Origin of the sequence: Allomuricauda sp. XS_ASV26 (assembly GCF_041224615.1) — a bacterium.
Taxonomy (GTDB): Bacteria; Bacteroidota; Bacteroidia; order Flavobacteriales; family Flavobacteriaceae; genus Flagellimonas; species Flagellimonas alginolytica.
In genome coordinates, this window is record NZ_JBGFGK010000030.1 from 406497 (window position 1) to 419172 (window position 12676).

Sequence of the window (12676 nt, forward strand, 5' to 3'; positions counted from 1 at the left end):
TTTAAGTGTTATGATTTAGCAGCCAACTTTACGGCTTTTTTGATTCTGGTATAGGTTCCACAACGACAAATATTTCCGTTCATGGCCATTTCTATTTCTTCATCCGTTGGGTTTGGATTCTTTTCCAAAAGTGCGGAAGCAGTCATTATTTGTCCTGCTTGACAGTACCCACATTGAGGCACATCCACCTCCAGCCAAGCTTTTTGCACTGGATGGTCACCTTCTTCCGATAAACCTTCGATGGTGGTGATTTCCGAATTGCCGACCATGGATACGGTTAGCATACAAGATCTGGTCGCAGTGCCGTCCATATGAACCGTACATGCGCCACATTGGGCTATGCCACAGCCAAATTTAGTGCCGACCAAATTAAGGTGGTCCCTTAAAACCCAGAGAACGGGAGTGGACGGATCCACATCGACCTCTTGTTTTTTTCCGTTGATGTTTAATGTAAATGATGCCATAATTGTGATTAATTCCTTTTGAAGGTAACTAATTTTAGGGACACAATGGACGGCTCTAAGCTACATCCCCCTAAAAATTAACATTGTTTTTAGTTTTTTGGGGCTTACTTAAAATCAATACAAATAACAAAGGGGAACAACATAAGAAATGGAGGCAAAGGTTACCTTCCAGATGCGTTTAGTGTTCCAATTTTAGTCGAGTAAATACGGGAAGGTGGTCGGAAGGATACCGGGCATCGTCAGAATCACTTAAAATTGCGCTTTTAATGATCTTAAACTCATCCGAGACAAAAATGTAATCGATCCTGCGTTCCACGGCTTTATCAATTCGAAATCCGTTAAAGGTGCCCTTGGGGCCGAAAGCATTTTTGCCGGCCTCCTCGAAACTGTCCTTCATTTCAGATAAAATTATCTGCACTCCCTTGCTGTTGCTTTCCAAGTTAAAGTCTCCGGTAACCACTACGGGATAATTTTCCGGGTTCAGTTCTTTTATTTTTTTAAGGATAAGTTTGGAACTTTTTTCTCGTGCCCGATCGCCTTTATGGTCAAAATGTGTATTGAACACCATAAATCTCGCACCACTGTTCTTAATTTTAAAAACGCCGTACGTGCATGTTCTGGGCAAAGCGGCATCCCAACCTTTGGAAGGGGTTTGGGGCGATGTGGAAAGCCAAAAGGTAGATTCATCTATCAATGCCACTGTTTTTGTATTGTAAAAAATGGCCGTGTGTTCACCACGTTCATCGCCAAAATCACGCCCTACACCAAAATAGGCATAGTCTTCCAATTCGCTATCGATTTCTTTTACCTGATGGATCAACCCTTCTTGTATACCAAACACATCGGGGCGGTAAAAGTTAAGCTGTGCGATGAGAAACTCTTTACGGTTATCCCAGTTGTTCGGGGTATCATCGGGGTTGTCGTAGCGAATGTTATACGAAATCACATCGATGGTCTGACTCGATACCATCAAACAAGAGAACAAGAAGGAAAATATAAAAAAGAAATTTTTCATTGGATGTAGTTCAATCGGTTTATCGCAATATACTTTCCTTTCCTGAATAAATATGGCATATCCCTATTACCAAATGATTAATACTATTTAGGGCCTTACATTACCTCGATGCTCCTAAATGTTAGATTGATTCGAGGCTTATGAACCTTTTTGGTGGGAGGCAAGCGATGTTGCCAGTATTTTTGTGTTGATCCTTTCATGACCAATAAGCTGCCATGATCCAACACAAGATCTACTTTTATTTTTGTGGACTTATGTTTAAAAACAAACTTTCTTTCGGCTCCAAAACTTAAAGAGGCTATTGCTCCATCGGGTTTAAGTTCTTTTTCGTCGTCGCTGTGCCAACCCATGCCCTCTTCCCCATTATGGTACAAGTTAAGCAAACAGGTATTATAGGTTTCTTTGGTATGCTTTTCGACAAGTTCCTTTAGTTCCAAAAGCCCCTTGGTCCATTGCAAGGCTTTTTTAGTGTTGTTGGAGTATGTATATTCAAATGGGCGACTACCATACCAAGCCACTTTCCGTTTGGTAACGATACGCTTTCCAAACAAGTGCACAATATCTGGTTCCCATGCTATGGATTCCCAAAGTTTTTGAAAATAATGGTCAGCTCGGTCAATTTCCATTACCGGGCCAAAATAATGTACAGTGCCATCATATGGCAGTAGATTAAAGTCGGGCGCTATTTGGTCTGTGAACAAATCCATAGTAATTAAACTCTGATCTATGTGGAGAGTCTTTTTTTACTTTTCTCCAATATTTCCAAAACGCGGTCCTTTAATGCCTCGGGCTCAATAATTTTTGCATAATCCCCGAACATTAGATACCAACGGGCAAATCCATTGGCCATATCGCTCGTCATAAACGTCATTTCCACTCCGTTTATCTTTGTCTCTTCGGAAATTAGACCGTAATGTTTGGTCTGTCCCTGAATGTATTTTGCCACGGTTTTGTCCACCAATATCTTTACTTTGGTTTTGGAAACTTCCTTCTTTTTGTTCTGATGTTCTGCAATGGTACCATGCTCCAACAAAAAATCCAACGTAGTTCTCGCTATTTTATGGATTCTATCTGTTCTAAAGTGCCTGTAATCGGTTCGTAGATGGCAATAGCCCAAAATGTACCAAAATCCATTTTCGTTAAAAAGCCCAACAGGTTCTATTCTTCGTTCCGAAGGCGTTTCCTCGCGCAACGATTCATATCTTAAGAACACTTGCTTGCGTTCTGCAATACTCTCGAACAATACTTCCAGGGCATTGGGTACTTGATCATTGAACAAAACTTGACCAGGGATAATGGAAACTTGGGATTCCAATGCCTCCACCCACTCTTTTTCCCTACCCCGTAGAATGGATTTTAACTTGAACATTGCGGATTCGTAATAGGCGCCCAAGGATTTATCCATGAATTGCTTCATTAATTTTTCTGCGGCCACAAAGCTTCCAGCTTCTTCACGGGTAAACATTATTGGTGGCAATCGATACCCTTCCATAATCGAATACCCCACTCCTGCTTCGCTAATAATGGGAACCCCGGAAGCTTCCAATGTTCTTATATCCCTATAGATGGTCCTTAAGCTCACATCAAATCGTTCGGCAAGATCCTGCGCCTTTACAATTCGTTTGCTCTGCAGCTGTATCAATATGGCTACTATCCTATCAAAACGTTTTACGGTATCCATTCCCAAAATTGTGTGAGCTATCTCCCAAAGATAGGATTTCAATCCAAGGATGGATGGTCTCCTCCAGCTCATATTTATTCATTTGTTCTTTAATAATAAGTTTCAAAACTATCCAAAGGGACTGACAACAGTTTGTCAGCACACTTTTTTTATTTTGATTTTTACTACTGACATAAGGCTGTCACCTACCGCTCATAATTTTGTTCCAAGAAACAATAATCCTTTAAATCACAATTACATGGAAAACACCATTAATGAACAAACAACAGCCCAAGTTATAACTCCAGAACAGTTCTTGGGACATTATCAGGGTCACCGAAACCTGACTCGAAAAGTTATTGAAGCTTTCCCGGAAAAAGAGTTTTTTAATTACAGTATTGGCGGAATGCGACCTTTTGCCGCAATGGTGAAAGAACTTTTGGCCATTGCCGTTCCCGGGCTCACTGAAATTGTATCTGGCCATACCAGTGAATTGGACGAAAATAGAGATTATGGGTCCACAAAGGCCGATTTTTTGAAAAAATGGGACCAGGACACAGAAGAAATCAATACGTTGTGGAAACAACTGAACGCAGCGCGTTTTCAGGAAAACATGAAGCTGTTCGGACAGTTTGAAGGTTCCGTACTATCCCAATTGCAATACTTTGTGGACAATGAGATTCACCACCGCGGACAAGGGTATGTGTATTTGCGAGCCCTGGATGTTGAGCCCCCTTTTTTTTACGACCGTAGTTAAGTAAGAATGGCGGTCCTTGTGTTTAAAACATCTGTGAAGAAAAAGGACGAAATACAACTGCTTCGCCCATCTTTGAACAGATTGATAGAGAAAAAAGGTTGCTGGAACTTTGACCTTGAAGATTGCGACAATATTCTTCGCGTTGAATCCCAAAGGCTAAAGGCATCAGTAGTTTCCTTGCTATTGCAGAGCAACGGTTTTGATTGTGAAGAACTGCAATAAGGAGCAACAATTAAAAATCCCCCTAGATTAGGGGGATTTTATATTTTATAGCCCGGCTTTTTGTTTAAGGGCATTAAATTGGGCCAACAGTTCCTGATAACTATCTTTTTCTTCTTGGCCTGGCTGCTTATCGGCACCGCTCAAAATATAATAGAGATAGGTAATTTGAGACACCAAGACCACTTCGGGGTAGGCTCCTTCGGCATTTTTGAGTTCGCTCAAGACCTGTTTGTACTTTTTTAGTTCATCTTCGCTTGCTTTGGCCATTTTCAGTTCCTCGATTTTGTTCTCGACCTTATCCTGTAACATTCTTGCCTCGGACAGCAATTCGATAACTTTAAATTGTAGTTCCTGTTGTTCTTTCATGTTCGCCAAAGACACTCCATCGCCTTCCAATTTTGGATCCATCAATACCTCGAACTGCTTTTCGAAGGATTGTTCCCCGACGGTTAAGCGAGCTGTATATTTTCCTGGCAAGACCATGGGGCCATTTTTAAACCTTCTCTTCTCATTTTTGGCCCATGGCCCTTTTTGTTCGAGATTCCATTCAAATCTATTCAACCCTTTTTTTGTCTCCAACTTTTCGTCCATATAAACAAAAGTCATGCTCAAGTTCATGTTTTCTACTTTTTCGGTGGTCGACTTTAATTTGTTGGAATCACTAACAATAGTAGCTACCTCATTTCCCTGTGCACCCAAAATTTGAAGACTTACTCCATCTTTGATATCCGATGGCAAATAGTAATCTATGGTTACACTGGTCGAAGGGTACTCCGGAAATTCCCCTCCCCAGGGTGTTTGGTACCTATATGTGTCGTGCGGCTTGAACAACACCGGGGTATCGTCAAGTCGTGTAATGTTTTCATCTCGAAGTGCTGTAACCTGATCCAATATCCAAAAGCCGCGCCCCATTGTGCTCAAAATAAGGTCTCCGCGGAACAAAGTAATATCGGTAATTGGTGTTACCGGTAGGTTTTGCTGAAATTTCTTCCATGTTTCCCCATCATCAAACGATATGAACATACCGTACTCGGTACCTACATATAGAAGACCTTCACGGATAGGGTCTTCTCGGACAACCCTAGCCGTATGATCCGATGGGATTCCATTGCTGCCTGTGGTCATCAACTCCCAGCTTTCCCCATAATTTTCAGTTTTATAAATATAAGGGGTCTCATCGCCCAACAAATGTCGGTCCACAGCTATGTAGGCCTTGGCCGGGTTATAAATTGATGGCTCAATGGACTCTACCCTGCCCCCTTTGGGCATCTTTTTCGGGCTTATGTTCTTCCATGTTTTTCCACCATCTTTAGTAATTGAAATCACCCCATCGTTGGAGCCCGTCCAAATTAATCCTTGGCTTATTTTGGATTCCTTAATGGAGTAAAGTGTACTGTAATACTCTTCTCCGGTGATATCGCGTGTGATAGGATTTCCAGAAATCACCTGTTTGTCCGGCTCATTGGCGGTAAGGTCCGGAGAAATAATTTCCCAGTTTTTACCTCCATTATTGGTTTTGTGCAAGAACTGCGACCCCATATAAACCACCTCTGGGTCGTAAGGGGATACATGGATCGGAGCCACCCTCTGAAACCTGTATTTAAGGTCTTTAGGGTTGTGCCCATATATATTTGATGCGCCAATGGAATATTCGCGACTCTGACCCGTTTTTTTACTGTAAACACTAAAACGGCCCTTACAATTGTTGTAGACGATATAGTGGTTGCCCGGCATTGGGATTACGGGACCTGTTTCGCAACCACCAACATTCATCATAATGGTTTCGTTGGGAGTTGTGGTTGCCAAGGGTGCCACACTCGGAATGGCAATGGTCGTATTGTCCTGCTGCGCCCCGTAAACCCAATAAGGATATTGATCGTCCACGGCCACTTGATAGATTTCCGCGGTTGGCTGATTGTATTGTGTGGACCACGTTTTTCCTCCGTTGTGGGAAACATTGGCGCCACCATCGTTACATTGGATCAAAAGATCTGGGTTATTTGGGTTTAGCCAAATATCATGGTTATCCCCATGCGGAACACTCATACGTTTCCAGGTCTTTCCTCCATCAACCGATTTAATCAAAGGATTGGCATTGGAAAAAACAACATCTGGATTGGTAGGGTCCAATTCTATATTCGTGTAGTAAAAGGGTCGGTTCACCAATCTAATATCATCGGAAACATGGGTAAAGGATTTTCCTTGGTCCACGGATTTGTACAAGCCTCTGTCCTTATCTGGTGCCTCGATCACGGCATACAATATTCTGGAATCGACTGCTGACACTGCCAAATCAATTTTTCCGATCAATCCTTTTGGCAGACCATTTTCCAGTTTTTCCCAGTCTTTTCCGCCGTTTACGGATTTATATATACCGCCTTCGCTATTTTTACCGCCAGAATCTATGGTCCAAGGGGTACGGCGAGCTTTCCAAGCGGCCGCGTACACTACATTGGGGTTACCGGGCAGCAGTTCCAAATCGGCAAATCCTGTTTCATCCGAAACATAAAGCATCTTTTGCCAGGTTTTTCCACCATCGATGGTTTTGTAAATACCTCGCTCCTCGTTGGAACGGAATGCATTGCCAATAGCGGCCACCCAAACAATATTACTATTGGTCGGATCAATTTCAACTGCCCCGATCTGTCCGGCATTTTCTAATCCAATATGTTCCCAGGTCTTACCTGCATCTATGGATTTGTACATCCCCTTACCGGATATAATGTTGCTTCGGATACCATCCGAACCTGTGCCTACATAGATAATATTCGGATCATTGGCCGCAACCTCGATGGCTCCTATCGAAGGAGTTTTAAAAAATCCATCGGAAATATTGTACCAGCTGGTCCCATAATCTTCGGTTTTCCAGACTCCGGCACCAGTTGCACCAAAATAAAAAGTTCCCGGCTGCATAGGAGTTCCGGTAACGGTTGTTACCCTTCCACCCCGTGCAGGGCCAATGGTTCTGTATTGCAACGCTTCAAAATCCTGAGCAAAGGTTGCGCAGGTCAATAAAAAGGCAAACAGAAAATAATAAGGTCGTTGTTTTAGAATCATGAGTGAGTCAGATAGTTTGGTTTCTTCCCAAATCTACTAAATACCTAGTCAATCTGAAATGGTCATTGGCAGAATTCCTATCAATTTCCGTTGAACAGTAAATACCCAACCCTTTGATAGATAGTAAGAACACCTAACAACCCATCTATAAAAAATCGTTGCGAACATTATTGACAAATTGTACGATCTGTTAATTTTTTTATAAAAAGTCCTCCCAAATGATGTAACAATTTACCTACCTTTAATACTTATGGTTATCAAACATTAAAACTTAAAGATGAAAACACTAAAAATCACCATTGCACTGATTGCTTTTGCCCTGACTATGCCACTACAGGCGCAAACTGCCGATGAAATATTGGAAAACTATTTTGAGAATACCGGTGGACTTGATGCTTGGAAAAGCATTGAAGGAATGAAAATGACCGCTAAAGTAAACCAGGGCGGAATGGAAATACCCTTGGAAATCTATAATTTGAAAGATGGTCGTCAAATGACAAAGATTACATTCCAAGGCAACACGATCAAACAAGGAGTTTTTGATGGAGAGACCCTTTGGAGCCACAATTTCATGACCATGAAGGCAGAAAAATCCGATGCGGAATCTACTTCCAATTTTAAATTGAACACCAATGACTTTCCCGATTCCTTTATCGATTACAAGGAAAAAGGGTATACAGTGGAGCTCCTTGGAAAAGAAACCATTGATGGTGCCGAAACCTTTAAAATAAAATTGGTAAAAGAACCTGTTACGATCGATGGCAACCAAGAAGAAGACATTTCTTATTATTTCTTTGATGTGGACAACTTTGTGCCCATTGCCATACATTCCGAAATTAAATCGGGACCCGCCAAAGGTCAAATTAGCGAAATTACCATGAGCGACTATCAAGAGGTGGATGGAATGTACTTTGCCTTTTCCATGACGCAAGGAGTAAAAGATGGTCAATCACAACCCATTACCATTGACGCTATCGAACTCAATCCTACCATCGATGATGCTGAGTTTACTTTCCCAGAAGAAGTAGGCGAGACCGAGAAAAAATAAAAATCAAAACTCAAGGCCCTATTTTGTTCAGGGCCTTTTTTTTAACCTTATACAACATGAAAAAACTACGTTTTGTATTGACCGTTTTCGCGGTCGGCTTTATTTCTTTGGGGTACGCTCAAACCTTGGATGATATTGATGGAAAGGCCCTTTTCGGAGACTTGTCCGCAAGGCATATTGGACCCGCCCTAATGAGCGGCCGTATCAACGACATGGAAGCACACCCTACCAACAGTAGGATCGTCTATGCAGGTACCGCCGGTGGAGGAGTATGGAAATCGAATGACGCAGGCACTACGTTCAATCCCATATTCGACGATTACTGCCAATCCATAGGTGCAGTGGCATTGGATCCAAACGATCCGGATAAGACCATTTATGTTGGAACCGGCGAAACTTGGACCAGAAACAGCGTTTCTGTTGGCGATGGACTCTATAAAACCACAGATGGGGGTGCCAACTGGAACAAAATAGGGTTCGAAAAATCCGAACGTATTGCCAACATTATCGTTAATCCGAACAACTCGCAAGAAATATATGTTGGAGTACTTGGCGCTCTTTGGGGCGATAGTGAGGAGCGGGGTGTTTTTAAATCCTCCGATGGGGGTGCCACTTGGGAGAAGCTTTTATATGTAGACCCAAAAACCGGTTGCGCCGACCTAGCAATGGACCCAACCGACCCAAATGTACTTTATGCGTCCATGTGGGAGTTTCGTAGAACTGGTTGGTCCTTTGAGTCCGGCGGTGATAAAAGTGCTCTTTATAAATCTACCGATGGCGGAAAAACTTGGAATAAAATCCACAATGGTTTTCCAAAGGGAAAATTGGGCAGACTGGCCATTGCAGTCGCACCTTCAAATCCCAAAGTGCTCTATACCGTTATCGAAGCGGAAAAAGACGAACGCAAAGGCTTGTACCGCAGTAACGATGCCGGTGCCTCTTGGGAGCAATTGAACAACGACTTTGGAATTACGGTCAGACCATTCTATTTTTCGAGAATTGTTGTGGACCCACAAAACGAAGATGTTGTTGTCAAGGGCGGTCTTAGTGGTTCCATCTCACGAGATGGCGGAAAAACCTTTAAGAATCTCGGAAACATGCACTCCGATATTCATGATATTGTATTTAGCATCAAAGATTCCGATATTATGTATGTAGGTACGGATGGTGGAGTTTATCGCACTTGGGACGGTGGCACAACTATGGAAATAGTCGAAAATTTGCCACTTTCTCAATTTTATCACATAAGTGTGGACGATGCCGAACCCTACAATATATACGGAGGATTGCAGGACAATGGTAGCTGGTGGGGACCTTCCTCTTCCCCTGGTGGAGTTGAGGCACGTGACTGGAACTCTGTTGGAGCCGGAGATGGTTTCCGTGTGTTGAAGCACCCGACAAAACCCATTATTTATTCGGAAATGCAGGGAGCTGAAAATGTTTGGCGAATCGATACCGAACGACAATTGACCAAGACCATTCAACCCCTTCCCGCAAGCGAAGACCAAAAACTAAGATGGAACTGGAACGCGCCAATGGCGATCAGTACCCATCAACCGGACCGATTTTATATGGGCAGCCAATACCTTCATAAATCGGAAGACATGGGAGATACCTGGCAAATTATTTCTCCGGACCTTACCACAAATGATCCTGCAAAACAAAATCAAGAAGATTCGGGTGGACTTTCCATGGATAATTCTGGAGCCGAAAACCATACTACCATTTTTACCATTGCCGAATCCGCTGTAGATGAAAATGTAATCTGGGTGGGCACGGATGACGGTAATGTTCAAGTAACCCAAGATGGTGGCAAAACATGGACGAACACCGTGGCCAACATTCCAGGGTTGCCCAAAAATACATGGTGCTATCACATTGAGGCCAGTGTTTTTGATAAAGGTACCGCTTACGCCGTATTTGATGGGCATACCATGAACGATATGACACCGTATGCCTACAAAACCACTGACTTTGGCAAAACATGGACAAGCGTAATCTCCGATGATGTGGTCGGCTTTGCTCGAAATATCCAAGAAGATTATGAAAATCCAGATCTTTTGTTCTTAGGCACTGAATTTGGATTGTACATAACCATGGACGGCGGAAAAAATTGGAAAAAATTTACAAACAATATGCCCTCGGTCGCAGTCCACTATATTGAACTGCACAAAAAGACCAACGATTTAGTAATGGGAACACATGGAAGAGGTGTGATAATTATAGATGATATTTCTCCACTAAGGAGCATAAACAACGATGTACTGACCAAAAACCTACATTTTTTCGATACTCCCGATACCCAAATAAGCGAAACCAGCTCGTTTGGTGGAAATTTTGGAGCAGAGACACAATTCGTTGGCTATAGCAAAACAAAAGATGTTCAGATTAAATATTACTTAAAAAAGAGACACACTTTTGGAAAAATGACGATGGTCATCGAAGATATGGAAGGGAACCAAATTGCAGAGCTAGGTCCAGGTAAGTCCAAAGGAATAAATGTGGTAAATTGGAACTACACTCGAAAAACACCGAAAGTAGCAAAAGGAAAAACCTTTAGCTTCGGAGGTTTCACGGCACCACAGGTCCCAGCGGGCACTTACAAGGCCGTTATCACAAAAGGTAAAGAAACTTTTGAGCATACGTTCAACTTAGTGAACGACAAGAATTCGCCTTTATCGGCCAAAGATCGCGAACTTAAAGAGGCCACCACCATGAAGTTGTACAACATGACCCAAGAGCTCGCCTATTTGGTCTACGAGTTGGACCAAATTGTAGAAAACGCTGCCACAAAGGGCGATAAAAAAACCAAGGAAAAGTTAAACAACCTCAAGGAAACCTTGGTGATTACTACCGGCGACAACTATGTTGGTGCCGCCGAGCCACAATTGCGCGAGCGTATGGCCGACCTTTACAGTAAGGTGGCCTCGAGCTACGATAAACCTTCTGCTGCAGAACTTAAAAACTTTGAGGTGATAACCGAAAGGTTCAATAATGCAAAAAAAGAATTTGCCAAATTGAAGGACAAGTATCTAAAAAAACAAGAACTAGCACTTATGTCCTTTGAAGATTTCCTGGAAAGCAAATAAAATGCTTTTCAATACAGAAAAGAGCCGCATAGTTATGCGGCTCTTTTTTTATGGCTAAATCAACGTCGTATCCATCTTAAACAAGATTCTTTACAACGTAATCGGTGTGAATTATTTGTATTTTATGGACAACTGACCCAATTGCCATAGAATCTTGATGGAATCCTTCATGGACAATTTAGAACCATCTGCATGTATCCATCTTTTTAAAGGCTGCTCACAAATTAAAGATGTTGCTTTTTCCCTTCCATACGTTTTTCCCATTCTTTTAAAAATTTCCACATCGAACAACCATCTTGTTTTAAATGGTTTGTTGAAAACCGATTTTACTGTATTCGGACGCATTACCTTGGCACCACATTGAGTATCCTTAAAAGGCATACCCAAGATTTTTTGAATAATCAGGTTTATTGTCTTGCTAATGATTTTTCTGGCAGATTCCTTGGTAATATCGGCCCCCATTCTACTAATTCGGGAACCACTAACAATATCAAAATTAGAACCTTCGATGGTACGAACCAATTCATCAAAATCAGCGAAATCTGTAGAGAGATCTGCATCCAAGTAACCTAAGTAATCGAATTGGTCGTCTTTGGCCAAGTGCAACATTCCTTGGCGAACTGCTTCCGCCTTTCCCCCATTCACTTTACAATCGAAAATACTGATGGCTTCTTCGTTACCTCTTCTTATTTCTTCCAAAACCTCAAGAGTGTTGTCCGTACTTCCATCATTAACAAAGCAAAGGTGATAACCTGGATGTTTCTTTGCAAAATCCTGAAATTCCTTTCCAGAAAGTCTTTCCGCTTCGTTGTAACATGGAATTACTACACCTACGCAGTTTTTTTGGATTTTCTGGGTTGTATTTCCTTTTTGATTGAACACGATCAATGGAGCTCCAATAGTACGTTTTACGCGAGCTACCATTTCGTCCAAACTGATAGGCTTTTTCATATAATCGTAAATCCCAAGTTCGAAACCTTTCAGGATTACTTCCTCATCATCATTTCCCGACATTACCAATATCGGCGTATTCATATTGATCTCTTTTATTTTGGCGATTACATCCAAACCCGACATTTCCGGCATGTTCATGTCCAAGATCACTAAATCAGGGTTGAACGCTTCAAAAATTTGGATTCCTTCTTTTCCAGAAGTAGCCGTTTTTACCTTGTATCCATACTCGATTAATTTTCTTTGAACCGAAAGTAGGATTAGTTGCTGATCGTCTATTGCTAAAATTTTCATAGGTTAAGTTTTAGGTTTTTGAACAATTTCTGAAGCAAATCTATTACTAACCGTTGTTTTACATTTCCGAAAAAAGTTGGAAATCAATTAAGTGTAGACGAATGGTAAAGCTGAGCCGA

At 41.9% G+C, this 12676-nt stretch carries 10 protein-coding genes; 4 read left to right on the forward strand and 6 right to left on the reverse strand.

Translation table 11 applies throughout. The features are described 5' to 3' along the window. Positions 1-8 precede the first annotated feature (8 nt). The 4 genes from AB9K32_RS06965 to AB9K32_RS06980 form a co-directional block, all read right to left on the reverse strand. Entirely contained in the window at positions 9-464 is a 456-nt protein-coding gene (locus AB9K32_RS06965) for a (2Fe-2S)-binding protein (RefSeq protein WP_224836551.1), read from the reverse strand. Positions 465-642: 178 nt separating this feature from the next. Further along, positions 643-1479 (reverse strand): endonuclease/exonuclease/phosphatase family protein, encoded by an 837-nt coding sequence (locus tag AB9K32_RS06970; RefSeq protein ID WP_369884763.1) that lies wholly within the window; start codon positions 1477-1479, stop codon positions 643-645. 95 nt (positions 1480-1574) lie between these two features. Beyond that, positions 1575-2186, reverse strand: coding sequence for an alpha-ketoglutarate-dependent dioxygenase AlkB (locus tag AB9K32_RS06975; protein WP_369884764.1), 612 nt, complete (start codon positions 2184-2186; stop codon positions 1575-1577). A gap of 17 nt (positions 2187-2203) precedes the next feature. Then, positions 2204-3160, reverse strand: a complete 957-nt coding sequence (locus tag AB9K32_RS06980; protein ID WP_369884816.1) for a helix-turn-helix transcriptional regulator — start codon at positions 3158-3160, stop codon at positions 2204-2206. A 238-nt stretch (positions 3161-3398) separates the two neighbouring features. On the opposite strand from AB9K32_RS06980, the gene AB9K32_RS06985 reads away from it, so the two are divergent. Continuing rightward, positions 3399-3896, forward strand: a complete 498-nt coding sequence (locus AB9K32_RS06985) for a DinB family protein (RefSeq protein ID WP_224836547.1) — start codon at positions 3399-3401, stop codon at positions 3894-3896. A gap of 33 nt (positions 3897-3929) precedes the next feature. Then, positions 3930-4118, forward strand: coding sequence for a hypothetical protein (locus tag AB9K32_RS06990; RefSeq protein ID WP_224836546.1), 189 nt, complete (start codon positions 3930-3932; stop codon positions 4116-4118). Positions 4119-4163: 45 nt separating this feature from the next. Here the strand turns inward: AB9K32_RS06990 and AB9K32_RS06995 are convergent, their stop codons facing one another. Continuing rightward, positions 4164-7175 (reverse strand): WD40/YVTN/BNR-like repeat-containing protein, encoded by a 3012-nt coding sequence (locus tag AB9K32_RS06995; protein WP_369884765.1) that lies wholly within the window; start codon positions 7173-7175, stop codon positions 4164-4166. Between the two features lie 277 nt (positions 7176-7452). Here AB9K32_RS06995 and AB9K32_RS07000 point away from each other — a divergent pair, with 277 nt between their 5' ends. Together AB9K32_RS07000 and AB9K32_RS07005 are read left to right on the forward strand one after the other, a co-directional pair. Continuing rightward, complete coding sequence (locus AB9K32_RS07000; RefSeq protein ID WP_369884766.1) at positions 7453-8223, forward strand: outer membrane lipoprotein-sorting protein; 771 nt, start codon at positions 7453-7455, stop codon at positions 8221-8223. A gap of 56 nt (positions 8224-8279) precedes the next feature. Beyond that, the gene (locus tag AB9K32_RS07005; RefSeq protein WP_369884767.1) at positions 8280-11312 is read left to right on the forward strand and encodes a hypothetical protein; all 3033 of its coding nucleotides are present in this window, start codon (positions 8280-8282) and stop codon (positions 11310-11312) included. 111 nt (positions 11313-11423) lie between these two features. Here AB9K32_RS07005 and AB9K32_RS07010 read toward each other — a convergent pair whose 3' ends face one another. Then, entirely contained in the window at positions 11424-12557 is a 1134-nt protein-coding gene (locus tag AB9K32_RS07010; RefSeq protein ID WP_369884768.1) for a response regulator, read from the reverse strand. Positions 12558-12676 lie beyond the last annotated feature (119 nt).

Bases quoted from the DNA above. Each gene is read 5' to 3' on its own strand.
- AB9K32_RS06965 (WP_224836551.1), bottom strand. From the start codon at position 464: ATGGCATCATTTACATTAAACATCAACGGAAAAAAACAAGAGGTCGAT.
- AB9K32_RS06970 (WP_369884763.1), bottom strand. From the start codon at position 1,479: ATGAAAAATTTCTTTTTTATATTTTCCTTCTTGTTCTCTTGTTTGATG.
- AB9K32_RS06975 (WP_369884764.1), bottom strand. From the start codon at position 2,186: ATGGATTTGTTCACAGACCAAATAGCGCCCGACTTTAATCTACTGCCA.
- AB9K32_RS06980 (WP_369884816.1), bottom strand. From the start codon at position 3,160: ATGGATACCGTAAAACGTTTTGATAGGATAGTAGCCATATTGATACAG.
- AB9K32_RS06985 (WP_224836547.1), top strand. From the start codon at position 3,399: ATGGAAAACACCATTAATGAACAAACAACAGCCCAAGTTATAACTCCA.
- AB9K32_RS06995 (WP_369884765.1), bottom strand. From the start codon at position 7,175: ATGATTCTAAAACAACGACCTTATTATTTTCTGTTTGCCTTTTTATTG.
- AB9K32_RS07000 (WP_369884766.1), top strand. From the start codon at position 7,453: ATGAAAACACTAAAAATCACCATTGCACTGATTGCTTTTGCCCTGACT.
- AB9K32_RS07005 (WP_369884767.1), top strand. From the start codon at position 8,280: ATGAAAAAACTACGTTTTGTATTGACCGTTTTCGCGGTCGGCTTTATT.
- AB9K32_RS07010 (WP_369884768.1), bottom strand. From the start codon at position 12,557: ATGAAAATTTTAGCAATAGACGATCAGCAACTAATCCTACTTTCGGTT.